The organism is Streptomyces sp. NPDC088725 (assembly GCF_044751305.1).
Classification (GTDB): Bacteria; Actinomycetota; Actinomycetes; order Streptomycetales; family Streptomycetaceae; genus Streptomyces.
On record NZ_JBIVLO010000003.1, the window covers coordinates 85,745 to 111,765 of the forward strand.

Consider the following 26,021-nt stretch of genomic DNA (forward strand, 5'->3'; position numbering starts at 1 on the left):
CCGTATTGATCGTCGCACTCCTGAGGGGGCGTCGGCAGGGGTATCGAGAGGGCGGACGCGATCAGCGTCGATCCGGAACCGGAGCCGGCGCGCCGTCACAGCGCCCGGACGAGGACCCGGCCACCGGCCGGAGGCTGCGCGACGGGAGGGAATACGAGCGGAAGGAACGCGGCCGGAGGGAGAGCGGCCGCCACGCCGGACGGCCCGAGCCGTTCCCGCGCGGGCGCGGTCGGATTGCACGCGGGGGAACGGCGGCCCCGGCGCCCGGAGGTCACCTCACGGAGAGGTGATACGCGAGGCGGTAACGGTCCGCCGGCACCACCACGTCCGCCGTCTCCACCGCCCGCCCCGACGCGTAATACGTACGTGTCAGGACCATCACGACGTGGCCGGGCACGCCCCCGAGCGTCATCAGCTCCTCCGCGAGCCCGGGGCGCGCGCCGACCTCCTCCAGCACGTTGTCCACGACGACATCGATGGCCGCCATCCGCTCGACGACCCCGCAGCCGGCGAGCGGCCCCTCCTCCGGCAGCATCACCGGCGTACGCCCCGTCACCGCGAGGGGCTCCCAGGAGGTGGAGAGCATCATCGGCTCGCCCGCGTCCCGGAAGACATAGTGCGTACGCATCACCCGGTCCCCCGGCTCGATCCCGAGCCGGGCGGCGATGTCCTCGGCCGCGACGTCCTGCTCGCTGCTCGACTCCCAGGTGCCGCGCGCACCGCCCTCCGCCTGCTCCTGCCGGAACGGGTTGGCCCCCGCCGGCGGCCGGTATCCGGAGCGCGCGATGCGGCGCGGGACCTGGCGCTCGCGTACGTACGTGCCGGAGCCGGAACGGCCCTCGACCAGCCCCTCCGCCATGAGCACCTTGCGCGCTTCCAGCGCGACCGTGTCGGAGACGCCGTACTCCTGGCGGATACGGGCCTGCGAGGGCAGCCGGGTGTGTGGTGGCAGTGCGCCATTTTCGATCTTCTGGCGGAGATCACTCGCAACGCGCAGATAGGCGGGCTGCTCACCGAAAGCCACTGGCACTCCCATCAGGTTGACAGACAGCAACAGCGTGACAACGTTCGGTTGATCACCGCAAGCATGGGCCAGAGTTTCACCCGAAGTGATGATTTACGTTTACGTGCCACTTTCCACAGGTGGCGCGCTCTCCGGCCGCCGGACGACTCTCTCCCCACCGCACCGTCACCTCTCCTGGCATGCTGCCGGGCATGACGACGTACCTCTGCCCGACCGACGGCACACGTTCCCCCGCCGACTCACTGACGTGGTGCTGCCCCGCCTGCGGAGGGCCGTGGGACCTCGACTTCGAAGCGGCGCCCGTGCCGCTCAACGCCCTCCCGCAGCGCGTCAGTTCACTGTGGCGGTACGCGGAGGAGAATCCACCACCGATCCAGCACGGGATCGACGAAGGGGTCGGGCTCTTGCGAGCCCGACCCCTTCTGACCGGTATGTTGCCAGGTGAGCGACGTGGTGCTGTCTCATCCGCTCAGACGTTGAAGCGGAACTCCACAACGTCGCCGTCCTGCATCACGTAGTCCTTGCCCTCCATGCGGGCCTTGCCGGCCGCGCGGGCGTCGGTGACCGAGCCTGTTTCGACCAGGTCTTCGAAGGAGATGACCTCCGCCTTGATGAAGCCCTTCTGGAAGTCGGTGTGGATCACGCCCGCCGCCTCCGGGGCCGTCGCGCCCTTCTTGATGGTCCAGGCGCGGGATTCCTTCGGGCCTGCCGTCAGGTAGGTCTGGAGGCCGAGCGTGCGGAAGCCGACGTGGGCGAGGGTGGCGAGGCCCGGTTCTTCCTGACCCACGGACTGGAGGAGTTCCAGGGCCTCCTCGTCGTCCAACTCCGCGAGGTCGGACTCCAGCTTGGCGTTGAGGAAGATCGCCTCCGCCGGGGCCACCAGGGCGCGCTGGGTGTCCTTGAAGGTCTCGTCCGTCAGCTCTTCCTCGTCCACGTTGAAGACGTAGAGGAAGGGCTTCGTCGTCAGCAGGTGCAGGTCGTGGAGCGGTTCGGCCTTCTCCGTGCCCTGGACGATGCCCGCCGAGAACAGCGTGTCGCCCTTCTCCAGGATGGCCTGCGCCTCTTCGATCGCCTTGACCTTGGGGCCGACGTCCTTCTTGATGCGGGACTCGCGCTGGAGGCGCGGGAGCACCTTCTCGATGGTCTGGAGGTCGGCGAGCAGCAGTTCGGTGTTGATCGTCTCGATGTCGTCCTTGGGCGAGACCTTGCCGTCCACGTGGACGACGTTCTCGTCCTTGAAGGCGCGGATGACCTGGCAGATCGCGTCGGACTCGCGGATGTTCGCCAGGAACTTGTTGCCCAGGCCCTCACCCTCGGAGGCTCCGCGCACGATGCCCGCGATGTCGACGAAGTCGACCGTGGCCGGGAGGACCTTCTGCGAGGCGAAGATCTCCGCGAGCTTGTTCAGGCGGGCGTCGGGGACGCCGACGACGCCGACGTTGGGTTCGATCGTGGCGAACGGGTAGTTGGCCGCCAGCACGTCGTTCTTGGTCAGGGCGTTGAACAGGGTCGACTTGCCGACATTCGGCAGACCGACGATTCCGATCGTGAGCGACACGTTGGCGACTTCCTGAAGTGAGGACATGGCGAGACTGGCTGATTGCCCAGTTTACGGGCGCCGCGAGGCGGTCGACGACGGGTCGTGGGCGCCTCGCGACACGCCCGTGGCCGTCGAACTCGGCGCGAAGATCACCCAAAGGGTGTGTCCCATCTGTGCTTCGGCACCCTCTCCCCCCTACGTTGGTCCGGTGGAGCAGCACAGGACACGTCCCCCCCAGCGCCCGCAGCGGCGGCAGCCCCCTCGTCCCACGTCGGCCGGCCGGCGGGTCCCACCAGTCGTCGTCGCCCTGCGCAGACTCCCCAATCCCCGGCTGACCGGGATCGGCGCCGGGCTGTTCGCCGTCGCGGCGATGCTGGTGATCGCTTTCCTGGACCAGTTGCTCCTCGATGGTGAGCCGCTGGTGTACGGAGTGCTGTTCCTGCTGGTCAGCGCGTTGACGGCGCTGTGGGTCCGGACGGCCGACCTGGTGACCGCGCCGATCGGCATGCCGATCGCCTTCGCGTGCGGAACGCTGCCTATCGCCGGCGGCGGCAGCGGCTTCGGCGAGCAGGTCATGGCGGTCGTCACCGCGCTGGCCGTGCAGGCCGGCTGGCTGTACGGGGGCACGCTCATCGCCGGGCTCATCTCGGCCGTGCGGAAGGTGTGGCTGATGGGACAGCGACAGCCGGTCCGTCGCGCGCCCGCGCCCAGGACCGGGGCGGGCCCCGCGGCCGGTGCGCGAGCCGGGGCGGGTGCGCGAGCGGGTGCGGGCGCCGGAGCCGCCAGGGCCGTGCGGCGCGGGTAGCGCGGCGCGGGTAGCACGACGCGGACTGAACACGCGGACCAGTGCGGCGTCAGGGGCGTGCGGCGCGGACAGGGCCACGCGGACGGAACGCACGGACAGCACCGCGCGGGACAGCGTTCGCGGGCGCCGCGTCTCGGCGCCTGGCCACGGAGCGTACGCCCCCGACACACGTCAGGCAGGGCCGAAGCCCTGCCTGACAGCGCTCACCGCGACCCGCGACGGGATCAGCTCTTCTCCGCCGCCGCCATCGCCGCGCCCACGATCCCCGCGTTGTTCTGAAGCTGTGCCGGAATGATTTCCGCCCTGATCCCCTCGATCAGCGGCAGGAATTTGTCGGACTTCCTGCTGACCCCGCCGCCGATGATGAACAGCTCGGGCGAGAACAGCATCTCGACGTGCGCCAGGTACTTCTGGACCCGGTGCGCCCAGTGGTGCCAGCTCAGCTCGTGGTCGTCCTTCGCCTTGGTGGACGCGTGCTTCTCCGCGTCGTGACCGTTCAGCTCCAGGTGACCCAGCTCGGTGTTGGGGACGAGCTTGCCGTCCACGAAGAGCGCGCTGCCGATGCCCGTACCGAAGGTCATGACGAGCACCGTGCCCTCGCGGCCCTTCCCGGCGCCGAAGGTCATCTCGGCCACGCCCGCCGCGTCGGCGTCGTTGAGGACCGTGACCGGCAGACCGAGGCGGTCGCCGAGGAGGCTGCCCGCGTCCGTGTCGATCCACTTCTTGTCGACGTTCGCCGCCGTACGGATCACCGACCCGGTGACGACGCCGGGGAACGTGATGCCGACCGGGCCCGACCAGCCGAAGTGCTCCACGACCTCGGCCACGCCGTCGGTCACACTCTCCGGCGTGGCCGGGTGCGGGGTGAGTACTTTGTGGCGCGGCTCACTGAGATCGCCGCGTTCCAGGTCCACGGGCGCGCCCTTGATGCCCGAGCCGCCGATGTCCACTCCGAAGACGTTCATGGACACAACGTTACGGGCAGACACCGCTGCGGTGTTACTTATTCGCGAGTGCCGCCGCCTCGGCGCGCAGGTCGCGGCGCAGCTCCTTCGGCAGCGAGAACGTGATGGTCTCCTCGGCCGCCTTCACGATCTCGACGTCCTCGTATCCGCGCGGCGCGAGCCATTCGAGTACGCCCTCCACCAGAACCTCGGGCACGGACGCGCCGGAGGTGAGGCCGATCGTGGTGACGCCCTCCAGCCACGCGGGGTCGATCTCGTCCGCGCTGTCCACCAGGTGGGCAGCACCGGCGCCCGCGCCGAGGGCGACCTCGACCAGCCGGACCGAGTTGGACGAGTTCTTCGAGCCGACGACGATCACCAGATCCGCGTCGGCGCCCATCTGCTTGACCGCGATCTGGCGATTCTGCGTCGCGTAGCAGATGTCGTCGCTCGGCGGCGCGATCAGGAGCGGGAACTTCTCCTTGAGCTTGTCGACCGTCTCCATCGTCTCGTCGACGGAGAGCGTGGTCTGCGAGAGCCAGACGACCTTCGAGTCGTCCCGCACCTCGACGTTCGCCACGTCGTCGGGGCCGTCGACCAGGGTGATGTGGTCCGGGGCCTCGCCCGAGGTGCCGATGACCTCTTCGTGACCGTCGTGGCCGATCAGCAGGATGTCGTAGTCCTCTTCCGCGAAGCGGACGGCTTCCTTGTGGACCTTCGTGACCAGCGGGCAGGTCGCGTCGATGGTGGCGAGGTTGCGGCTCGCCGCCTCGTCGTGGACGACGGGCGCGACGCCGTGCGCGGAGAACATGACGATCGACCCTTCGGGGACCTCCGCCGTCTCCTCGACGAAGATCGCGCCCTTCTTCTCCAGGGTCTGTACGACGTACTTGTTGTGGACGATCTCGTGGCGGACGTAGATCGGGGCCCCGTACTGCTCCAGGGCCTTCTCCACGGCGATCACGGCGCGGTCCACGCCCGCGCAGTATCCGCGCGGGGCGGCGAGCAGAACACGTTTGCCGGCGGGCGAAGGGCGGGACGTAGCAGTCATGCGTCCCATCGTAAGGCCGACCAGAAGAGGCGAAAGGCGCCCCACCCGGCCGAGACTGTCCGTACGCGACCGACGACACGCGCCTGACGGCACGACAGGACAGGCCGGGCCAGGTCATCGCACGACCGACACTGGCGGCAGGCGACTGACGGCACGCGACCGACGCAGGGACGAGGCACCCGATGGCCGACACCGGCAGCAGTACGTACGGACACGCCGAGGACCGGCAGCCGCCAGGCGATCACGGGCTGCGGCGCACCCTGGGGTTCCGTGATCTCGTCGTGTACGGGCTGCTCTTCATCGCCCCCATGGCCCCCGTCGGTGTCTTCGGCACGCTCGACGCCAAGTCGCACGGGTCGGTGGCGCTGGTTTATGTGGTGGCGACGGTGGCTATGGCGTTCACCGCGTTCAGTTACGCGCAGATGGTGCGGGTCGCGCCGCAGGCGGGCTCCGTGTTCGCCTACGCGCGCAAGGGCCTCGGCGAAGGACCCGGGTTCATCGCCGGGTGGATGGCGATGCTCGACTATCTGCTGATCCCGGCCGTGGCCTACCTCTTCGCCGGGATCGCCATGGAGGCGCTGGTGCCCTCCGTGGACCGGTGGGTGTGGACCGCGATCGCGGTCGTGATCACCACGTTCCTCAACCTCTGGGGCGTACGGGCGGCCGCGCGGGTCGGCTTCGCGGTGCTGGCCATGGAGATCGGCGTGCTGCTGGTGTTCGTCGTGTCCGCCATCGTGGTGCTCGTCCAGGACGGTCCCACGCGCGGCTGGTCGACGCCCTTCACCAGCGACGCGGGCTTCTCGATGACGGCGGTTTTCGGCGCGGTGTCGGTCGCCGTGCTGTCGTATCTGGGCTTCGACGCGATCGCCTCCTTCGCCGAGGAGGTGACGGGCGGGTCGCGGCAGGTGGCGCGGGCCGTGCTGTTCTGTCTGGTGCTCGCGGGCGTGCTGTTCGTGGCGCAGACGTACCTGGTGGCGCTGCTGGAGCCGTTGAAATCGACGGAGCTGGCGGCGGACCCGGCCAAGCAGGGGTCCGCGTTCTACGACGCGGTGGACAGCGCGGTCGGGAGGTGGCTGCACGATCTGGTCGCGGCGAGCAAGGCGATCGGCGCGGCGTTCGCGGCGCTGGCGGGGCAGGCGGCTGCCGGGCGGCTGCTCTTCGCGATGGGCAGGGGCCGGCGGCTGCCGGGGGCGCTGTCGCGGACGTACTCGGGCGTGCCGAGGGTGGCGCTGCTGCTGGCCGCGGTGGTGACGCTGCTGGCGGCGGTGTGGGCGGCGCGGCGGGACGACGGCCTCGACCGGCTCGTCTCGGTCGTGAACATCGGGGCGCTGTCGGCTTTCGTGCTCCTGCACGCGTCGGTGGTCGGGTGGTTCGCGGTGAAGCGCGGCGCGGGGCCGCCGAACTGGTTCACGCACGTGGTGCTGCCGGTGGTGGGCGCCGGGATCCTGATCGCGGTGATCGTGGAGGCCGCCGGGTCCGCGCAGGTGGTGGGCGCGATCTGGCTGGTGCTGGGGCTCGGGGTGCTGGCGGTGCAGTGGGGACGCGGGGGACGGCATCCGGGCCAGGATCAGGACCGTACGACTCCTTAGCGGCGCGGCTGCTCCGACCCCTCCGGCCGTCGTCGGCGGTCTCTCCGGCCGTCGTCGGCGGTCTCGGCGGTCTGCGCGGGCGTCCTCGGCGGTCTGCGCGGGCGTTTCCGGGAGCGTTGTCACAGGGTGCCGATACGCTCACGTACATGGCTCTCAACACGTCCGCTGACGCCCCCCTGCCGGTGGGCGAGGTGTCGCGGCTCATCGGCGGGTGGATCGACCGGCTCGGGGTGGTCTGGGTCGAGGGTCAGATCACGCAGCTGTCGCGCAGGCCGGGCGCGGGGGTGGTGTTCCTGACGCTGCGGGACACCTCGCACGACATCTCGGTCGGCGTGACGTGCTTCCGCCAGGTCTTCGACGCGATCGCGGACGTGGTCTCCGAGGGCGCGCGCGTCGTGGTGCGGGCCAAGCCGGAGTGGTACGCGCCGCGCGGGCAGCTGTCGCTGCGGGCCACGGAGATACGGCCGGTGGGGATCGGTGAACTGCTCGTACGCCTGGAGCAGTTGAAGAAGTCCCTGGGCGCCGAGGGGCTGTTCGCCGTCGAACGCAAGAAGCCGCTGCCCTTCCTTCCGCAGCTCATCGGCCTGGTCTGCGGGCGCGCGTCCGCCGCAGAGCGCGATGTCCTGGAGAACGCGCGCCGGAGGTGGCCGGCGGTCCGCTTCGAGGTCCGCAACACCGCCGTGCAGGGGGTGAACGCGGTCACGCAGGTCGTCCAGGCCGTGCGGGAGCTGGACGCGCTGCCCGAGGTGGACGTGATCATCGTGGCGCGCGGCGGCGGCAGCGTGGAGGATCTGCTGCCCTTCTCGGACGAGCAGTTGGTGCGCGCGGTGGCCGCGTGCGCGACGCCCGTCGTCTCCGCGATCGGGCACGAGCCGGACTCGCCGCTGCTCGACCTCGTGGCGGACGTGCGGGCGTCGACGCCGACCGACGCGGCGAAGAAGGCCGTTCCCGACGTGGGCGAGGAGCTGGACCGCGTACAGGCGCTGCGCGACCGCGCGCTGCGGACGGTGCAGGGGCTGCTCGACCGCGAGGAGCGCGGCCTCGCGCACGCGCTGGCCAGGCCTGTGATGGAGCGGCCGCAGCGGATGGTGGAGGAGCGCGAGGCGGAGGTGGCCGCGCTGGCCGACCGGGGCAGGCGGGTGCTGCGGCATCTGCTCGACCGCGCCGACTCCGAGCTGTCCCACACGCTGGCCCGCGTGGTCGCGCTGTCGCCGGCGGCGACGCTGGAGCGGGGGTACGCGGTGCTCCAGCGGCCGGACGGGACGGTCGTACGGTCGCCCGGGGACGTCTCCGCGGCCGATGAGCTGCGGGCCCGGGTCGCGGAGGGCGAGTTCACCGTGCGGGTCGGGGAGTGAGCGGCGGGGCGGGGGCCGGGCAGGCCCCGGCCGTCGTCGCAGCCGTCACAGCTGTCGTCGCAGCGGTCGTCACAGTCATTACATCGTCATCGTCATCGTCGTAGAACGCTCGTAGGGTGGATCGCATGGCCAGTACAGATGCCAGGACGGATGCCGGCGCGGCCGGGAGCACGCTCGGCTACGAGCAGGCGCGGGACGAGCTGATCGAGGTCGTACGCCGGCTGGAGGCGGGCGGCGCGACCCTGGAGGACTCGCTGGCCCTGTGGGAGCGCGGCGAGGAGTTGGCGAAGGTGTGCCGCCGCTGGCTGGAGGGTGCCAGGGCCCGGCTGGACGCCTCGCTCACGACGCCCGACGCGGATCCGGACGAATCCCCCGGGAACCGCTGAGGCCGGGTGTGAGCCCGATCACGAGCGGCCGATTTCAAAAATAATCCGAACACCACAGCGGTACGGTGCCCTTGAACGTTTAAGCAATTTGCGCGCTCGGAAGGCCATACCCCGATGTCCCTCGTTCTTGACCCCGCCACCCAGGCACTCCTCTTCAGCGACGCCCGCACCGCCAACACGTTCACCGACGAGCCGGTGACCGAGGAGCAGGTCCAGGCGATCTACGACCTGGTGAAGTACGGCCCCACCGCCTTCAACCAGACCCCGCTGCGCGTGGTCCTGGTCCGCTCCGCCGAGGCCCGCGAGCGCCTGCTGCCGCACATGGCCGAGGGCAACAGGGCGAAGACGGGCGCCGCGCCCCTCGTGGCGATCCTCGCCGCCGACAACGAGTTCCACGAGGAGCTTCCCCGCCTGGTCCCGCAGGCGCCGCACCTGAAGGACGTCTTCTTCGGCGAGCGTTCGACGCGTGAGCGCAGCGCTGCGATGAACGCCTCGCTCCAGGCCGGTTACTTCATCGTCGGCGTCCGCGCCGCCGGCCTCGCGGCCGGCCCGATGACCGGCTTCGACTTCGCGGGCGTCCAGAAGGAATTCCTCGACGACGACCACACCCCGCTGATGATCGTCAACATCGGCAAGCCCGGCGAGGACGCGTGGAGCCCCGCGCGCAACCCGCGCCTCCCCTTCGACGACGTCGTCACCACCGTCTGAGACGCCGAGCACGCGGCAAACGGCACGAAGGCCGCCACCCCTCCGAGGGGCGGCGGCCTTCCGCGTACGCACGCGCCCCGGACGGCGCCACAGACCGTCGGAGAATCCCCCGCGGTGCGGGCGTCAGTTCGCCGTCTTCTCGAACTCCAGCGCCGCCGCCATCTCCGCCAGCCGCTCGTACGACGCCGTACCGGTCACCACCGTCGTCGCTCCGCCGTCCCTGCGGACCAGGGCGTCGTACTTCGGGCCCTTCCAGCGCTGCCAGGCCTCGCCCGCGACCTGCTGCGTCTCGCCCGTGTCCGTCGCCTGCTGGCTGACCTCCGCGATGTACTTCCCCGCCGGCGCCGTGGACTGCTCGATCGCGACGTACTCGCGGTCCGGGTCCAGGAAGCCCAGGTGCCAGGCGTCGTTGTTCCGCCGCTCGTACGAGACCGACGTAGGCGTCCACTCGCCGGCCAGACCCTTGGGCGCGGCCACCGGATACGGAGCCGCACGCCGTGAGGTCAACAGCTCGACCCGGTAGTCGACGGCCTTGACCGGGTCCGCTTTGTCGTCATGCGGGATGAAGATGTACATCGCCGCGACGACGGCCCCGATGACCGCCATCGACAGGAACATGTCCCGCACTGTCTGTCTGCCTCGGTTACCTGCCACCCCACCATCGTCGCATCAGGCCCGTCCGCTCATACGTGGGCCCCTCTGCTCATATTGTCGGTGTACAGATAGAGTCGTAACACCCTCTTTTCCGGCCGTCGTCGTACAGAAAGGTACGGTCCGATGCCCGAACATCAACTGCCTTCTCCCCTTGAGGTGTCTCCCGAGGCGCCCGACCGCAACCTCGCCCTCGAACTCGTCCGGGTCACCGAGGCCGCCGCGATGGCGGCCGGCCGGTGGGTCGGGCGCGGCGACAAGAACGGCGCGGACGGCGCCGCCGTGAACGCCATGCGCACCCTCGTCTCCACCGTGTCGATGAACGGCGTCGTCGTCATCGGCGAGGGCGAGAAGGACGAGGCGCCGATGCTGTTCAACGGCGAGCACGTCGGCGACGGGACCGGCGCCGAGGTCGACATCGCCGTGGACCCGGTCGACGGGACGACCCTCAACGCCAAGGGGATGCCGAACGCCATCGCGGTGCTCGCCGCCGCCGACCGCGGGGCGATGTTCGACCCGTCCGCGGTGTTCTACATGGACAAGCTGGTGACCGGCCCCGAGGCCGCCGACTTCGTCGACATCAACGCGCCTGTCTCCGTGAACATCCGCCGGGTCGCCCGGGCCAAGCACTCCTCCCCCGAGGACGTCACGGTCGTCGTCCTGGACCGGCCGCGCCATGACGGCATCGTGAAGGAGATCCGCGAGACCGGCGCCCGGATCAAGTTCATCTCGGACGGTGACGTCGCGGGATCGATCATGGCCGCGCGCGACGGCACCGGCGTCGACCTCCTGATGGGCATCGGAGGCACACCCGAGGGCATCATCTCGGCGTGTGCGATCAAATGCCTCGGCGGTGTCATCCAGGGCAGGCTCTGGCCCAAGGACGACGAGGAGCGGCGACACGCGATCGACGCCGGGCACGATCTGGACCGGGTGCTCTCCACCGACGATCTGGTCAGCGGCGACAACGTGTTCTTCGTCGCCACCGGCATCACCGACGGCGAGCTGCTGCGCGGCGTGCGCTACCGCGCGGAGACCGCGACCACGCAGTCGCTGGTGATGCGCTCCAAGTCCGGCACGATCCGGCAGATCGACTCGACGCACCGGCTGTCGAAGCTCAGGGCGTACAGCACGGTCGACTTCGACCGCGCCAAGTAGGCACCCGGCGCGGGCAGTCCGACCGGCTCTCCACCGGGTCCGTGCCGCGTACGCGACTCGCAGCACTCACGCGGGCACGTGCGGGCACCGCCGGATCAGCCGGTGTACGGAGGGGGCGCTCCCGTTGTGCGGCGAGGGCGCCCCTCGCGTACGTACGAGGCGTCAGCCGGCCGCGGCGACCCGGCCCGCCGACGCCGCCTGCCGCAGCTCCACGTCGCGCCGCCTGCGGCGGGCCAGCACCACGCGGCGCTCAGCGGCGGTCAGTCCGCCCCACACGCCGTAGGGCTCGGGCTGGACGAGCGCGTGCTCCCGGCATTCGACCATGACGGGACAGCGGGCGCAGACCCGCTTCGCGGCCTCCTCCCGCGACAGCCGCGAAGCTGTCGGCTCCTTGGAGGGAGCGAAGAACAACCCGGCTTCATCCCGGCGGCACACGGCCTCCGAATGCCAGGGACCGGCCTGATCCTCCCGAGCGGGACTCCGCTGGGACGGAACGGCGGCGACCTGCAGGGGCTGATGCGGCGGTTGCAGCACGGTCCACTCCTGACGACGGCTACGCGAGCAAGAGACGATGCAGCTTTCCCTACCCGCTGTGCGCGCGCCCATGCACTGAGTGGCGCCCGGTCCCGGAGTCCGGAACGCCGCACGGAATCGCGCGCGGGCAGTCGCGGCCGTACGGCTCTGGCCGGAAATCACCGAAGCCGGTCAGCAGCCTCAACCCTCAACGGGATCCGCCACGGAGATCCGCGATGCGCTTGCCCCGCTTGGGCTTCGCCTCGACGCTCCCGAAGACCGAGCAGCCCTGCACTTCGATGACCGGAGCGTTCGGGTCGCCGTCCTCCAGGGTCACCACGTCGAAATTGCCGAAGATCCCGACACCGCGGCCGCGCAGCGTCAGGTTCTCCGGGACACGCACGACGACACTGCCGAAAATGGAGGTCGCGTTGATCACGCTCGTGCGTTGTCCGAAAAGCGCTTCGGTGACGTCGATCTCGACATTGCCGAAGAGCGCGAACGTATTGGTTTTGGCGCCGATTCGCCAACGGCCCTTGCGGGTCGCGCTGCTGAAGATGGCGACCACCGCCTCGGCCGAGGCGTGCGGGTCCTGCGGACCGTAGGCGTACGCGGAGGTCGTGGAGCCGGCTGCGGTCCGTCCGCCGGCGCCCGGCACCGGCAGATCCCGCACCAGCGGCTCCAGTTCACCCATGGTCTTGGCGCGGTAGACGGAGTCGATCCGCTCGGCGTGCTCCTCCGCGTCGAGGCGGCCCTCCGCCAGCGCCTCCCGGAGGATGTCCGCGATCCGGTCCCGGTCGGCGTCGGAGGCCCGGATCCCGGCCGGTTCCGTCGGCGCGACCGGCTTCTTGGGGTGCTTTTCGAGGTCCACGGCCCCAGCCTAGCGAGACGCGATAGATCGCGACCAGAGCTTGACCTCACCGATGTCGCCGACCCGCGAAAGCCGGCCGGACGAGGCCGGGACCCGGTCGGACAAGATACGGGCCCCGGCCGGACGAGACCAGGACCCGGCCGGCCCCCGCCCCGGCCGAAGCGGTGCGTTCCCGTCCGTTCCCCCCGTACGCGGCGGAGCCCTCCGTACCCGGCGGAACTGAGCCCTACCTCACAGCGGAGGCGCCTCCGGCGCGGCCTACGCTGGAGTGCGCGCCGCCAACGGAGGCCGCGCCGCCGTCTTTCGAGTGAGGAATGGCCGTAATGCCAGAGTTTGCGTACTCCGATCTTCTCCCGCTGGGAGAGGACACCACCCCCTATCGGCTGGTGACCTCCGAAGGTGTCTCCACCTTCGAGGCCGACGGGCGTACGTTCCTCAAGGTCGAGCCGGAGGCGCTGCGTACCCTCGCCGCCGAGGCGATGCACGACATCTCGCACTACCTGCGCCCCGCGCACCTCGCCCAGCTGCGCCGGATCGTCGACGACCCCGAGGCGTCCTCGAACGACAAGTTCGTGGCGCTCGACCTGCTGAAGAACGCGAACATCGCGGCCGCGGGCGTCCTCCCCATGTGCCAGGACACCGGCACCGCGATCGTCATGGGCAAGCGCGGACAGCAGGTCCTCACCGAGGGCGGCGACGAAGAGGCCCTGTCGCACGGCATCTTCGACGCGTACACCAAGCTCAACCTGCGCTACTCGCAGATGGCCCCGCTCACCATGTGGGACGAGAAGAACACCGGCTCGAACCTGCCCGCGCAGGTCGAGCTGTACGCGACCGACGGAGGCGCGTACAAGTTCCTCTTCATGGCGAAGGGCGGCGGCTCCGCCAACAAGTCGTTCCTCTACCAGGAGACCAAGGCGATCCTCAACGAGGGCGCCATGATGAAGTTCCTGGAGCAGAAGATCCGTTCGCTCGGCACCGCCGCGTGCCCGCCGTACCACCTGGCGATCGTGGTCGGCGGTACGTCGGCGGAGTTCGCGCTCAAGACCGCGAAGTACGCCTCCGCGCACTACCTGGACGAGCTGCCCGCGGAGGGCTCCCCCACCGGACACGGCTTCCGTGACAAGGAGTTGGAGGAGAAGGTCTTCGAGCTGACGCAGAAGATCGGGATCGGCGCGCAGTTCGGAGGCAAGTACTTCTGCCACGACGTACGGGTGGTACGGCTGCCCCGCCACGGCGCCTCGCTGCCGGTCGCGATCGCCGTCTCCTGCTCGGCGGACCGCCAGGCCGTCGCGAAGATCACCGCCGAGGGCGTCTTCCTGGAGCAGCTGGAGACGGACCCGGCGCGCTTCCTCCCGGAGACCACCGACGAGCACCTGGACGAGAGCGACGTCGTACGGATCGACCTCAACCGGCCGATGGACGACATCCTCGCCGAGCTGACCAGGTACCCGGTCAAGACCCGCCTCTCGCTCACCGGACCGCTGGTCGTGGCCCGCGACATCGCGCACGCCAAGATCAAGGAACGGCTCGACGCCGGCGAGGAGATGCCGCAGTACCTGAAGGACCACCCGGTCTATTACGCGGGCCCCGCGAAGACGCCCGAGGGGTACGCGTCCGGCTCCTTCGGCCCGACGACGGCCGGCCGGATGGACTCCTACGTGGAGCAGTTCCAGGCGGCGGGCGGCTCGAAGGTCATGCTCGCCAAGGGCAACCGCTCCCAGCAGGTCACCAGCGCCTGCGACACGCACGGCGGCTTCTACCTCGGCTCGATCGGCGGCCCCGCCGCGCGGCTGGCCCAGGACTGCATCAAGAAGGTCGAGGTCGTCGAGTACGAGGAGCTGGGTATGGAGGCGGTCTGGAAGATCGAGGTGGAGGACTTCCCCGCGTTCATCGTCGTGGACGACAAGGGCAACGACTTCTTCACCGAGCCGGCCCCGTCCCCCACCTTCACGTCCATCCCGGTCCGGGGCCCCGGCCTCGTCTGACCGTATGCGGCGCTCGACCCCTGAGCGCGGCCGGGCCCGGCCGCGCTCAGGGGTCGAGCAGCCCCGAGGTGGCGAGCAAGTAGCCCAGCTGGGCACGGCTGTTGCTGCCCAGTTGCTCCGACACCCGGCGCATGTGCTCCGCCACACTGCGACGGCTCATCCCGATCCGCCGCGCGATCGACGCGTCCGTCTCCCCGTTGACCACCGCCAGCAGAATGGTCCGCTGGAGATCCGACGTGATGACAGGACTGCGCGGCGGCTCGCCGGCAGGTCCGACGGGGACGGAGCGCGCCCACGCGTCCTCGAAGCACCTGCCCAGAAAGCGGATCAGGGCCGGGTGCTGGACCCGCAGGGCGAGATGCCGCTCCTCGGAGAACGGGATGAACGCCACCGTCCGGTCGCAGATGATGACCCGGTCGACGATCTCGGCGAGCGTCCTGACCTCGGCTCCCGCCCGGGTGACCTGCTCGATGTACGCGAGCGTCGCGGGGTCCGACCGTACGGTGTGCTGGTAGACGGTCCGCTGCCGGACACCGCGCCGCAGCAGTTTCAGCACCGGAGGCAGCGCCTCGTCCAGGGAGCGCGGTGGACGGCTGCCGCCCGGCTGCATCGTCAGCAGTTCCTCACGGCAGTTGGCCACCGCCGCCTCGATCGCCTGCCGGATGACGGCGGCCCCGAGAAGCCGGGTGAAGACCGGCTGTTCCACTCGCTGCACGTCCGTGTACAGGGTCTCGAAGGCGGAGAGGGCCGAACGGGTGGAGCGCAGACTCCGCTGGTGCTCCACCAGCGCCTCTTCCATCGGACCGAGCGTGGCGAACGAGGCGGTCTCGGGCGAGGCGGGCATGACGAGCCCCGGTCTGTCGCCGTCTTCCACGACCAGATTCAGAGCGCGCAGGCAGTCGGGGGTCTCCCCCTGCGGAAGGGCGCCGTCGACCAGCGCTTTCCGATAGGCCGCCAGGGCCTTTCCGCACGGCCGGTCCCGCGATGATTCATGGCAATCGCATGCCCCTGTACTGGAATGATCATCCTTCACAAGTATGCAGATTACATTTGTACATACCTGCCCTCACCCCGTGACAGCGTGTGCTCACCCATTATGAATGAGTGACACGCGGCACCGGTCTCACGGACAACACGTGGACCGGTCAATGGCGTTGTCGATTCCTCGTGGTAGCTCAGCCGGGCGTACAGGGGTTGCCCGGACGGCGCACGAAGGGGGAAGTGGGTTCGGCGGCGGGGACAAGGCGGGTCGGCGGTATTGCTCCGTCGCGCTCATCGCCTTGGCCGCCGCGCCCTGCCCCGGCGGTCGGAACCGTCCGCGTCAGGGCCTGAACTGTCCACGTCACGGCCTGCGCTGTCCGCCGCAGGGCCGGGCGGGGCTGTTGGAGTCGCCCGGCGACGGGGAACACATGGCTCCGGACGAACGCTGACCCCCTCAGGAGGTACGACAACCATGACGACCGACGCGAGCCAGTACCGGACCGAGCACGACTCGATGGGCGAGGTACAGGTGCCCGCACACGCCAAGTGGCGCGCCCAGACGCAGCGCGCGGTGGAGAACTTCCCGGTCTCGGGCCAGCGCCTGGAACGGGCCCACATCGAGGCCCTGGCCCGGATCAAGGCCGCCGCCGCCAAGGTCAACGCCGGTCTCGGGGTGGTCGACAAGGACGTCGCGGACGCTATCCAGGACGCGGCGGCCGAGGTCGCTGACGGCCGCTGGGACGAGCACTTCCCGGTGGACGTCTTCCAGACGGGTTCCGGCACCTCCTCGAACATGAACACGAACGAGGTGCTCGCGACGCTCGCCACCGAGCGGCTGGGCCGTACCGTCCATCCGAACGACCACGTCAACGCCTCGCAGTCGTCCAACGACGTCTTCCCCTCCAGCATCCACATCGCCGCGACGGCCGCCGTCACCGGCGAGCTGATCCCGGCGCTCGACCATCTGGCGCTCGCGCTGGAGCGCAAGGCGGAGGAGTTCAAGGAGGTCGTGAAGTCGGGCCGTACGCACCTGATGGACGCCACGCCCGTCACGCTCGGCCAGGAGTTCGGCGGTTACGCCGCGCAGATCAGGTACGCCGTGGAACGGCTGGCCGCCTCGCTGCCGCGCCTCGCCGAACTGCCTCTCGGCGGTACGGCGGTGGGCACCGGCATCAACACCCCGCCGGGGTTCTCGGCCGCCGTCATCGCGGAGGTCGCGCGCGCGACCGGGCTGCCGCTGACGGAGGCGCGCAACCACTTCGAGGCGCAGGGCGCGCGCGACGGACTCGTGGAGACCTCGGGCCAGCTCCGTACGCTCGGCGGCTCGCTCACCAAGATCGCGAACGACCTGCGCTGGATGGCCTCGGGGCCGCGTACCGGACTGGCCGAGATCACCCTGCCGGATCTCCAGCCGGGCTCCTCGATCATGCCGGGCAAGGTCAATCCGGTCATCCCGGAGGCCGTGCTCCAGGTCGCCGCCCAGGTCACGGGCAACGACGCGACGGTCGCCGCGGCCGGTGCCGCCGGCAACTTCGAGCTGAACGTGATGCTCCCGGTGATCGCCAAGAACCTGCTGGAATCCGTACGGCTGCTGAGCAACGTCTCCCGGCTGCTGGCCGACCGCACGGTCGACGGCATCACGGCGAACGTCGAGCGGGCCCGCGCGTACGCGGAGTCCTCGCCCTCCGTCGTCACCCCGCTGAACAAGTACATCGGGTACGAGGAAGCCGCGAAGGTCGCCAAGAAGTCCCTCGCCGAGGAGAAGACGATCCGCGAGGTGGTGCTGGCCTCGGGATACGTCGAACGCGGCGATCTCACACTGGAACAACTGGACGAAGCGCTGGATGTCCTGCGGATGACGCGTCCGTAAATCCCCCTCCCGGCCCGCAGCGCGAACGGAGTGTCCCCTTTAGGATCTGCGCATGACAGAGACGGAACCGATCGGGAAATGGACGCCCGGCACTCAGATCCTGTGGCGATACCGGCAGAACGCAGCGGATCGCATACACATCTGCCGTCCTGTCACGGTGGTGAAGGACACCGACGAGGTGCTCGCGGTATGGCTGGCGCCCGGCACGGAGTGCGTACGCCCGGCCCTCGCCAACGGCGCCCCGGTCCACCACGAGCCGCTGGCCACCCGCTACACCACCCCGCGCACGCTGGTGCGCGACCGGTGGTACGGCATGGGTGTCCTGAAGCTGGCCCGCCCCGGCGAGCCTTGGTCGGTGTGGCTGTGGTGGGAGCGTGACTGGCGCTTCCAGGCCTGGTACGTGAACTTGGAGGAGCCGCGCACCCGCTGGGCCGGCGGCATCGACTCCGAGGACCACTTCCTGGACATCAACGTCTACCCGGACCGCAGTTGGCGCTGGCGCGACGAGGACGAGTTCGCGCAGGCGCAGCAGGACGGCCTGATGACCCAGGACCAGGCCCGCCGCGTCCAGGAGGCAGGACGCGCGGTGCTCAAGACGATCACCGCCTGGTCCGCACCGTTCACCGACGGCTGGGAGGACTGGCGCCCGGACCCGTCCTGGCCGGTCCCCGAACTCCCCGCGGACTGGTCCCGTACCCCGCCCCAGATGGCCTCCCGGCCCCCGGGCCCGGTCCGGACGCCGTAGGCGTGCCGCGGAAGTCCCGGCACCTTCGCGCCCAACAGGCCGTCAGGCGTGGCGCTGTCGCGCACGCGGATGCCCGGCGGACGGGCTGTTTCGAACAGAGCGGGCTTCCCGAGAACCTTGGGGCGGTCCGTCCGTTACCCATGAAGTGACGCAATTCGGGGCCGAGATCGCGTTCTGGCGTATACGCCGTCGTGAGACCCTTGACGTTGCCACGGGGGTTCAACCGTAGGATCGTCCTCCGGAAGGCGATCTGACCGTAAGTCACACCTTAAAGTCGCTACGAGGGGGGTGGAGCCGTGCGGGATGGCGTCCACCCTGTCGACACCGCTTGCCGAGCGGTAGTTTCGCCTGGAAGCCCGGGGTCGAGCGGCGGCTGTCGTTCGCGGTGGAGACCCCGGCAGAGCACCTCGCCAGCTGAAGCGATCGCATCGCACCACCGGCCCGGACGGACGGAATCCCACGCGTGACGGAGCAGCCCACCTCCCACGAAGGCCGGCAGCCCCTGGCTGCCAGGTCGCAGGAGCGCACCCGGCCCAGGCACGAGACGGCGGCCGCCGCCGTTCCGCAGCCCGCGCTGCCGACGACGCCAGGCACCGCGCTCGACCCCACCGTGACCGCCCGGCGCGAAGGCGACCGGCTGCGGTTCGTGGGGGCCGCGACGCGGCGTATCGCGCGCGGCATAGATCTGGACGAGATCGTGCTCGGTCTGTGCCGGGCGACGGTGCCGACGTTCTCCGACGCGATACTCGTCTATCTGCGCGACCCGCTGCCCGTCGGTGACGAGCGCCCGGTGTCGCCGTTCGTGCTGCGGCTGCGGCGCACCGACCGGCTGCGGCTGACCGACGAGGACGCCGACACGGCCGCGGGCATCCCGCTGCTGGTCTCCGACGGTGCGCGGCTGCCGGTGCTCGACCCGCAGTCCGACGTCATGCCGGCCGCCGAGCTGTGCGAGGTGCATTCCGGCGGGGCGCTGAGCGAGGTGCTGCGCGGGGTCCGTCCGGTCTTCGGCGACTCGGCGGCGGCCCGTGCCGCGCTGCCCGAGCTGCTGGGCGAGGACCGCACCGTACCGACCGGGCACCGCGCGATCCTCGCGCCGCTGCGCGGCCGGCGGCGGGTCATCGGCGCGGCCGTCTTCCTGCGCAGGCCCGACCGTGCCGCCTTCGAGCCGAACGACCTGCTGGTCGCGGCGCAGCTCGCGACGCACACGGCGCTGGGCATCGACAAGGCGATGCTGTACGGCCGTGAGGCGTACATCGCGGACGAGCTGCAGCGCACGATGCTCCCGGAGAACCTTCCGCAGCCGACCGGCGTACGGCTCGCCTCGCGCTACCTGCCCGCCGCGGAGACCGCGCGTGTCGGCGGCGACTGGTACGACGCGATCCCGCTGCCCGGCAGCCGGGTCGCGCTGGTCGTCGGCGATGTCATGGGCCATTCCATGACCTCGGCCGCGATCATGGGCCAGCTGCGGACCACGGCGCAGACCCTCGCGGGTCTCGATCTGCCGCCGCAGGAGGTGCTGCACCACCTGGACGAGCAGGCGCAGCGGCTCGGCACGGACCGGATGGCGACGTGCCTCTACGCGGTGTACGACCCGGTCTCGCACCGCATCACCATCGCCAACGCGGGCCATCCGCCGCCCATACTGCTGCATCTGGGCGGTCGCGCCGAGGTGCTGAAGGTTCCGCCGGGGGCGCCGATCGGCGTCGGCGGCGTGGACTTCGAGGCCGTCGAGCTGGACGCGCCCGCCGGAGCGACCCTGCTGCTGTACACGGACGGTCTCGTCGAGTCGCGGGTGCGTGACGTGTGGACGGGCATCGAGCAGTTGCGGGAGCGGCTGGCCGCCACCGCGCAGCTCACGGGCCCCGACCACGCGCCGCCGCTGGAAGCGCTCTGCGACGACGTGCTCGACGTACTCGGCCCCGGTGACCGCGACGACGACATCGCGCTGCTCGCCGCCCGCTTCGACGGGATCGCGCCGAGCGACGTCGCGTACTGGTTCCTGGAGCCGGAGGACGCGGCGCCGGGCCGGGCCAGGCGGCTGGCACGCAAGGCGCTCGCCCGCTGGGACCTGGAGGAGATGAGCGATTCGGTCGAGCTGCTGATCAGCGAGGTGGTCACCAACGCCGTGCGGTACGCGGAGCGTCCCGTGACGCTGCGGCTGCTCCGTACGGACGTACTTCGCTGCGAGGTCGGGGACGATTCGCCGCAGCTGCCGAGACAGCGGCGGGCGCGCGACACCGACGAGGGCGGCCGGGGATTGTTCCTGGTCAACCGGCTGGCGAGGCGTTGGGGAGCGACGCGCCTTTCCACCGGCAAGGTGGTCTGGTTCGAGATCGCGACCCGTACGTAGCGAGGACCGGCCTCCCGACGAGGACCCGGGGCAAAGGTGGACAAGGTCCACATGTTGCCGACGGGGTGTCGGCGGAGTTGACTGGGGCAGGCGGTCATGGTGACCGCTGCCATCCCCGGGTCCGCCTCCGGCACCCCGGGCCTTCAATGGACGGGAGGACGCTCGTGACTGAGACATCCCCCAAGGCGCCGTACACGACCAACAACGTCGGCATTCCGGTGGAGAGCGACGAACACTCGCTCACCGTCAGCTCCGACGGCCCCATTCTTCTGCAGGACCACTACCTCATCGAGAAGATGGCCCAGTTCAACCGTGAACGGGTCCCCGAACGAGTGGTTCACGCCAAGGGTGCGGGCGCCTACGGTGTCTTCGAAGTGACCAACGACGTAAGCCAGTTCACCAAGGCCGATCTTTTTCAGCCGGGCAAGACGACAGAGATGCTCGCCCGCTTCTCCACGGTCGCCGGTGAGATGGGATCGCCGGACACCTGGCGTGACCCGCGTGGTTTCGCGCTGAAGTTCTACACGGAACACGGCAACTACGACATGGTCGGCAACAACACGCCGGTCTTCTTCGTACGGGACCCGATCAAGTTCCAGGACTTCATCAGCTCGCAGAAGCGCCATCCCGCGACCGGGCTGCGCAACAACGACATGCAGTGGGACTTCTGGACCCTCTCCCCCGAGTCCGCGCACCAGGTGACGTGGCTGATGGGCGACCGCGGCATCCCGAAGTCCTTCCGCCACATGAACGGCTACAGCTCGCACACCTATATGTGGGTGAACGCGGCGGGCGAGCGGTTCTGGGTGAAGTACCACTTCAAGACCGACCAGGGCATCGACTACCTCACGCAGGCGGACGCCGACGCGATGGCGGGTTCCGACGCGGACCACCACCGCCGTGATCTGTACGAGTCGATCGAGTCCGGGAACGCGCCGACGTGGAGCCTGAAGGTCCAGGTCATGCCGTTCGACGACGCGCCGGACTACCGCTTCAATCCGTTCGACCTGACCAAGGTGTGGCCGCACGGCGACTACCCCCTGATCGATGTCGGCCGGATGACGCTCAACCGGAACCCGGACAACTTCTTCGTCCATATCGAGCAGGCGGCCTTCGAGCCCTCGAACATGGTGCCGGGCATCGGCCCGTCCCCGGACAAGATGCTGCTCGGCCGGCTGTTCTCGTATCCGGACACGCACCGCTACCGGATCGGGCCCAACTACACGCAGCTGCCGCCCAACCGGCCGCATGTGCCGGTGAACTCGTTCTCCAAGGACGGGCCGATGCGGTACACCGCGTCGAACGCCTCGATGCCGTACGCGCCCAATTCGTACGGTGGTCCCGCGGCGGACTTCCAGCGCTTCGGCGACCCGGCGGGCTGGGCCTCGGCGGGCGAGATGGTGCGCGAGGCGTACAAGCTGCGCAGCGAGGACGACGACTGGGGCCAGGCGGGCACGCAGGTCCGCAAGGTGCTGGACGACGCGGCGCGCGACCGGCTCGTCGGGAACGTGTCGGGGCACCTGGCGCAGGGCGTGAGCAGGCCGGTCCTCGACCGGGCGCTCCAGTACTGGCGCAACATCGACAAGAACGTCGGTGACCGGATCGCCGCCAAGGTCAACGGCGGCTGACCCCCGTACGGCGGAGCGGCCCCGGCTGACGCACGCGTGTGCGTCAGCCGGGGCCGCTTTGCGCGCCGGTCGTCCCGGCCTGCCTCCCGAGAACTACCGGCCTGGAACCACCGCCTGGCAACTACCGCCCCGGGAAGGGGATTCCTCCGGCGGGCTGTTCCTCGCCCTGGGTGGGTTCCGTACCGGGCTCCGGCGGCGGGGACGAGGCCGGCGGGGTCTGCTCGGGCGGGGTGGCCGGCGGGGTGTAGCTCGGCGGGGCCGGTGCGGTCGGCGGTGTGTAGCTGGGCCGCGGCTCCCGCGGTGTACGGGACGGGGTGGGCGACGCGCTCGGGGTCTCCGCCGTGGCGCTGGGCTTCGGCGCCCTGCTGGGCACCCGGGGCGGGAGCTTCGGCACGTCCAGGTCGAATGCCGCGTTCGAGCCGCCGTTCAGCGCGGCGAGCGTGTAGTCGGCCCAGATCCTGGCGGGGAAACCGCCGCCGTTGGCCCGGCCCGAGTTGGCGGTACCGGTCAGGGTGACCTGGCCGCCGCCCTTGGGCGCCTCACCGAACAGCGCGACGGCCGTGGTGATCTCGGGCGTGTAGCCGATGAACCAGGCGGACCTGTTGCTCTCCGAGGTGCCCGTCTTCCCCGCCGCCTGGTACGCGGAGGTGTGGGCGGCGGCGCCCGAGCCGTGGTCGACCACGCCTTCGAGGACCTTGGTGACGGTGTCGGCCGTCTGGCGGCTCAGTACCCGCTTGCCCACCGGATTCTCCAGGTCGACCTCGGTGTTCTTGTGCTCGGCGGACTTCACGACGGCGGGCGTGATCTTCATGCCGTGGTTGTCGAGCGTCGCGTACACCCCCGCCATCTGGAGCGTGGAGGCGTCCATCGTGCCGAGTGCGATCGCGGGCCGTTCCGGGAAGCTCTTTCCGTCGTCCTTCATGCCGAGGCTGAGCGCGGTCTTCTTGACCTGCGCGGGTCCGGCGTCCACGACCATCTGCGCGAAGACGGAGTTGACCGAATTGTTCATCGCCTGCTGGACGGAGACGCGGCCGTAGTCGGTGTCGTCCTCGTTCTCCGGGGCAAAGGGGGTGTCGCTGCCCACGACGGGCCGCTTGCTGGTGCCGTCGTAGATCGTGCCGGCGCCTATCTTCCTGCCGTCCTGGGTCTTCGCGCCGTTCTCCAGCGCGGAGGCGAGCACGACGGCCTTGAAGGTGGAGGCGGGCTGGTAGTCCGCGCGGGTCGCGTTGGAGACCCAGTGCTCGGTGGCGCCGACTCCCCCGTACATCGCGACCACGGCCCCGGTCCTCGGGTCGACCGAGGTGGCCCCGGCCTGCACCCGGGCGTCGACCTCGCTCTCCTTACGGTCGAGCTTGTCCTCCAGCTGCTTATTCACCGAGTCGACGAGGGCCTTCTGGCGCTTCTCGTCGATGTTGAGGGTAATGGTCCAGCCGCCCGCGTCGATCTGCTCCTGGCTGACCCCCTGCCGTACCAGCTCCTGGTTGGCGGCCTCGACCAGATAGCCGGCCTGGCCCTCCATGCCGGGAGCCGCCTTCTGCTTCTGCGGCACGGGGAACTTCAGGCCCTGGCGCTTCGACGCGTCGAGCCAGTGCTGCTCGACCATGTTGTCCAGGACGTAGTTCCAGCGCGCGGTGACGAGCTGTTTGGCGCGGTCGCTGGCCACGCCCCAGTCGTACTGACTGGGCGCCTGGAGCAGCGCGGCGAGGTACGCGCCCTGCGCGACGTTCAGCCGCTCGGCGTCGATGCCGTAGTACGCCTGGGCGGCGGCCTGGATACCGTACGCGCCGCGCCCGTAGTAGCTGGTGTTGATGTACCCGGCGAGGATCTCGCTCTTGTTCTTCTTCTGGTCGACCTTGAGGGCGATCACCAGCTCTTTGAGCTTGCGGCTGACCGTCTGGTCCTGGCTCAGGTAGTAGTTCTTGACGTACTGCTGGGTGATGGTCGAACCACCCTGCTTGCCCTTGCCGGACAGGGTGTTGAGCAGACCGCGGGCCGTGCCCTTGATGTCGACGCCGGAGTCCGTGTAGAAGGACTTGTTCTCGGCCGCGACGAAGGTCCGCTGGACGTCCTTGGGAACCTCGTCGAGACCGACGATCTCGCGGTTGACGTCACCGGTGCGCGTCAGGACCGTGCCGTCGCTGTACTTGTAGACGTTGCTCTGCATCTCGGCCCGCGCGTTGGCGTTCGGCACGGGGACCGTCAGGTAGATCACGGCGAAGGCGCCCATGGCGAGCAGGCAGAGCCCTATGAAGGTGCCGAACAGCTTCCTGAGGGTGAAGAAGCCGCGTATGCCGCCCTCTTTTCGCACCCGGCGCGTACCCCGTTGCCGGGCTCGTCTCTCTTCAGCTCGGCCCATCCGTCTGCCGCTCCGCTCTCACATGTCGTCCGTCGTCCCGCAGATCTCGTTCGCGGCTCTCCCGTACAGCGCTTTGCCGCCAGCCCTCCGTCGCCCGGATCAGCTCAGAAAGCTAACACCGCTCGCTGTGACAAAGCAGGCTGATCAGTTCTTTTCAGGACGTGAGCTTCCGCACCCGTTCCACTGGAACCGACCCATAACGACCTGGGAGGGTTGCGAAGGAGATTAATGTGGTATCACTTTGATAGTCATCATCGGATGGCATGACAAACACCTGAAACGGGGACGACCATGGCTTCCACCAGCAACGCACCCATAGAAGAACTGCCCCAGATGCCCGAGCCACGCGTCCGGGAAACGGCCGCGCACAGCATCGGCGGCGGGCTCGCCCTGCTGCTCGGCCTCGTCGGACTCGCCGTCGGCATCGGCCTGATCGTGATCGGCGCCACCGTCACCTCGGCGGGCGCGAAAGCGGCACTCATCGTGGTCGGCATCCTGCTCGGCGTCGCCGCGTTCTTCGCGATGAGCGGGCTGAACATGGTCGCGCCGGGCGAGGCGCGGGTCGTCCAGCTCTTCGGCCGCTACCGGGGCACGATCCGCACCGACGGGCTGCGCTGGGTCAACCCGCTCACCTCGCGGGTCAAGATCTCCACCCGCGTACGGAACCACGAGACGGCGGTCCTGAAGGTCAACGACGCCTACGGCAACCCGATCGAACTGGCCGCGGTCGTGGTCTGGAACGTCGAGGACACCGCCCAGGCGCTGTTCGAGGTGGACGACTTCCTGGAGTTCGTCTCCACCCAGACCGAGGCCGCCGTACGGCACATCGCGATCGAGTACCCGTACGACGCCCACGACGAGGGCGGCCTGTCACTGCGCGGCAACGCCGAGGAGATCACCGAGAAGCTCGCCGTCGAACTGCACGCGCGGGTGGAGGCGGCCGGCGTCCACATCATCGAGTCACGCTTCACGCACCTGGCGTACGCACCCGAGATCGCCTCCGCGATGCTCCAGCGCCAGCAGGCCGGCGCCATCGTGGCGGCCCGCCGGCAGATCGTGGACGGCGCGGTCGGCATGGTCGAGACGGCGCTCACCCGGCTCACCGAGCGGGACATCGTCGAGCTGGACTCGGAGCGCAAGGCGGCGATGGTCTCCAACCTGCTGGTCGTGCTCTGCGGGGACCGGGCCGCTCAGCCGGTCGTGAATACGGGCACGCTCTACCAGTGACGACACGCAAGCAGGTCCTCCTGCGACTGGATCCGGCGGTGTACGAAGCCCTGGCCCGCTGGGCCTCGGGCGAGCTGCGCAGCACCAACGCGCAGATCGAATTCCTGCTCCGCCGGGCCCTGGAGGAGGCGGGACGGCTCCCCGGCAACACGGCCCCGATCCCGCGCCGGGGCAGGCCGCCGAAGGTCACCGGGGACCCGCCGCAGGGGAGCGGTCCCGCGCCGGGCGCGGAATGAGGCGCCGACTCCGCGGGCGGGGCGGCGGGGGCCGGCGCGAGGCCG

22 protein-coding genes are annotated in these 26,021 nt (G+C 69.9%); 13 read left to right on the plus strand and 9 right to left on the minus strand.

The window, feature by feature from the left end; all coding sequences use genetic code 11:
• Positions 1 to 271 precede the first annotated feature (271 nt).
• Both ACIP6N_RS07385 and ychF read right to left on the minus strand, forming a co-directional pair.
• Positions 272 to 1,024, minus strand: a complete 753-nt coding sequence (locus ACIP6N_RS07385) for a GntR family transcriptional regulator (protein WP_401814382.1) — start codon at positions 1,022 to 1,024, stop codon at positions 272 to 274.
• Positions 1,025 to 1,493: 469 nt separating this feature from the next.
• A complete protein-coding gene (gene ychF / locus ACIP6N_RS07390) occupies positions 1,494 to 2,582 on the minus strand; it encodes a redox-regulated ATPase YchF (protein WP_401814384.1) in 1,089 nt (362 codons plus the stop codon).
• Positions 2,583 to 2,772: 190 nt separating this feature from the next.
• Here ychF and ACIP6N_RS07395 point away from each other — a divergent pair, with 190 nt between their 5' ends.
• Complete coding sequence (locus ACIP6N_RS07395) at positions 2,773 to 3,369, plus strand: DUF6542 domain-containing protein (RefSeq protein ID WP_401813647.1); 597 nt, start codon at positions 2,773 to 2,775, stop codon at positions 3,367 to 3,369.
• A gap of 224 nt (positions 3,370 to 3,593) precedes the next feature.
• On the opposite strand, the gene ppgK is transcribed toward ACIP6N_RS07395, so the two are convergent.
• Both ppgK and ACIP6N_RS07405 read right to left on the minus strand, forming a co-directional pair.
• Complete coding sequence (ppgK, locus tag ACIP6N_RS07400) at positions 3,594 to 4,334, minus strand: polyphosphate--glucose phosphotransferase (RefSeq protein WP_401813648.1); 741 nt, start codon at positions 4,332 to 4,334, stop codon at positions 3,594 to 3,596.
• A gap of 34 nt (positions 4,335 to 4,368) precedes the next feature.
• On the minus strand, positions 4,369 to 5,364 hold the full coding sequence (locus ACIP6N_RS07405; protein WP_401813649.1) for a 4-hydroxy-3-methylbut-2-enyl diphosphate reductase: 996 nt from the start codon (positions 5,362 to 5,364) through the stop codon (positions 4,369 to 4,371).
• A 182-nt stretch (positions 5,365 to 5,546) separates the two neighbouring features.
• Between ACIP6N_RS07405 and ACIP6N_RS07410 the strand changes: the two genes are divergently transcribed.
• The 4 genes from ACIP6N_RS07410 (at position 5,547) to ACIP6N_RS07425 (ending at position 9,402) form a co-directional block, all read left to right on the plus strand.
• The gene (locus ACIP6N_RS07410) at positions 5,547 to 6,953 is read left to right on the plus strand and encodes an APC family permease (RefSeq protein ID WP_401813650.1); all 1,407 of its coding nucleotides are present in this window, start codon (positions 5,547 to 5,549) and stop codon (positions 6,951 to 6,953) included.
• Positions 6,954 to 7,099: 146 nt separating this feature from the next.
• The gene (gene xseA, locus ACIP6N_RS07415; RefSeq protein ID WP_401813652.1) at positions 7,100 to 8,308 is read left to right on the plus strand and encodes an exodeoxyribonuclease VII large subunit; all 1,209 of its coding nucleotides are present in this window, start codon (positions 7,100 to 7,102) and stop codon (positions 8,306 to 8,308) included.
• 125 nt (positions 8,309 to 8,433) lie between these two features.
• Positions 8,434 to 8,694: an exodeoxyribonuclease VII small subunit gene (locus ACIP6N_RS07420; RefSeq protein WP_401813653.1), complete on the plus strand. Its 261-nt coding sequence runs from the start codon at positions 8,434 to 8,436 to the stop codon at positions 8,692 to 8,694.
• 114 nt (positions 8,695 to 8,808) lie between these two features.
• Positions 8,809 to 9,402, plus strand: coding sequence for a malonic semialdehyde reductase (locus ACIP6N_RS07425; protein WP_401813654.1), 594 nt, complete (start codon positions 8,809 to 8,811; stop codon positions 9,400 to 9,402).
• 123 nt (positions 9,403 to 9,525) lie between these two features.
• On the opposite strand, the gene ACIP6N_RS07430 is transcribed toward ACIP6N_RS07425, so the two are convergent.
• Entirely contained in the window at positions 9,526 to 10,056 is a 531-nt protein-coding gene (locus ACIP6N_RS07430; protein WP_401813656.1) for a DUF4245 domain-containing protein, read from the minus strand.
• Positions 10,057 to 10,179: 123 nt separating this feature from the next.
• On the opposite strand from ACIP6N_RS07430, the gene glpX reads away from it, so the two are divergent.
• Entirely contained in the window at positions 10,180 to 11,211 is a 1,032-nt protein-coding gene (gene glpX / locus ACIP6N_RS07435) for a class II fructose-bisphosphatase (RefSeq protein WP_401813658.1), read from the plus strand.
• A 162-nt stretch (positions 11,212 to 11,373) separates the two neighbouring features.
• Here glpX and ACIP6N_RS07440 read toward each other — a convergent pair whose 3' ends face one another.
• Positions 11,374 to 11,745 (minus strand): WhiB family transcriptional regulator, encoded by a 372-nt coding sequence (locus tag ACIP6N_RS07440; protein ID WP_401813659.1) that lies wholly within the window; start codon positions 11,743 to 11,745, stop codon positions 11,374 to 11,376.
• 187 nt (positions 11,746 to 11,932) lie between these two features.
• A complete protein-coding gene (locus ACIP6N_RS07445) occupies positions 11,933 to 12,595 on the minus strand; it encodes a DUF1707 domain-containing protein (protein WP_401813660.1) in 663 nt (220 codons plus the stop codon).
• Positions 12,596 to 12,918: 323 nt separating this feature from the next.
• Between ACIP6N_RS07445 and ACIP6N_RS07450 the strand changes: the two genes are divergently transcribed.
• On the plus strand, positions 12,919 to 14,583 hold the full coding sequence (locus tag ACIP6N_RS07450; protein ID WP_401813661.1) for a fumarate hydratase: 1,665 nt from the start codon (positions 12,919 to 12,921) through the stop codon (positions 14,581 to 14,583).
• Positions 14,584 to 14,629: 46 nt separating this feature from the next.
• Here ACIP6N_RS07450 and ACIP6N_RS07455 read toward each other — a convergent pair whose 3' ends face one another.
• The gene (locus ACIP6N_RS07455; protein WP_401813662.1) at positions 14,630 to 15,457 is read right to left on the minus strand and encodes a LuxR C-terminal-related transcriptional regulator; all 828 of its coding nucleotides are present in this window, start codon (positions 15,455 to 15,457) and stop codon (positions 14,630 to 14,632) included.
• Between the two features lie 579 nt (positions 15,458 to 16,036).
• On the opposite strand from ACIP6N_RS07455, the gene ACIP6N_RS07460 reads away from it, so the two are divergent.
• The 4 genes from ACIP6N_RS07460 (at position 16,037) to ACIP6N_RS07475 (ending at position 22,157) form a co-directional block, all read left to right on the plus strand.
• Positions 16,037 to 17,434: a class II fumarate hydratase gene (locus tag ACIP6N_RS07460; RefSeq protein WP_401813664.1), complete on the plus strand. Its 1,398-nt coding sequence runs from the start codon at positions 16,037 to 16,039 to the stop codon at positions 17,432 to 17,434.
• A gap of 52 nt (positions 17,435 to 17,486) precedes the next feature.
• Positions 17,487 to 18,179: a DUF402 domain-containing protein gene (locus ACIP6N_RS07465; protein ID WP_401813665.1), complete on the plus strand. Its 693-nt coding sequence runs from the start codon at positions 17,487 to 17,489 to the stop codon at positions 18,177 to 18,179.
• Positions 18,180 to 18,642: 463 nt separating this feature from the next.
• Entirely contained in the window at positions 18,643 to 20,529 is a 1,887-nt protein-coding gene (locus ACIP6N_RS07470) for a SpoIIE family protein phosphatase (protein ID WP_401813666.1), read from the plus strand.
• Positions 20,530 to 20,675: 146 nt separating this feature from the next.
• Positions 20,676 to 22,157, plus strand: a complete 1,482-nt coding sequence (locus ACIP6N_RS07475; RefSeq protein WP_401813667.1) for a catalase — start codon at positions 20,676 to 20,678, stop codon at positions 22,155 to 22,157.
• 121 nt (positions 22,158 to 22,278) lie between these two features.
• On the opposite strand, the gene ACIP6N_RS07480 is transcribed toward ACIP6N_RS07475, so the two are convergent.
• Positions 22,279 to 24,513, minus strand: coding sequence for a transglycosylase domain-containing protein (locus tag ACIP6N_RS07480; protein ID WP_401813668.1), 2,235 nt, complete (start codon positions 24,511 to 24,513; stop codon positions 22,279 to 22,281).
• A 291-nt stretch (positions 24,514 to 24,804) separates the two neighbouring features.
• On the opposite strand from ACIP6N_RS07480, the gene ACIP6N_RS07485 reads away from it, so the two are divergent.
• Positions 24,805 to 25,740 (plus strand): SPFH domain-containing protein, encoded by a 936-nt coding sequence (locus ACIP6N_RS07485; protein WP_401813670.1) that lies wholly within the window; start codon positions 24,805 to 24,807, stop codon positions 25,738 to 25,740.
• Complete coding sequence (locus tag ACIP6N_RS07490) at positions 25,686 to 25,976, plus strand: hypothetical protein (protein WP_401814385.1); 291 nt, start codon at positions 25,686 to 25,688, stop codon at positions 25,974 to 25,976. The genes ACIP6N_RS07485 and ACIP6N_RS07490 overlap by 55 nt, the downstream gene beginning before the upstream one ends.
• The last annotated feature ends 45 nt before the right edge of the window (positions 25,977 to 26,021 follow it).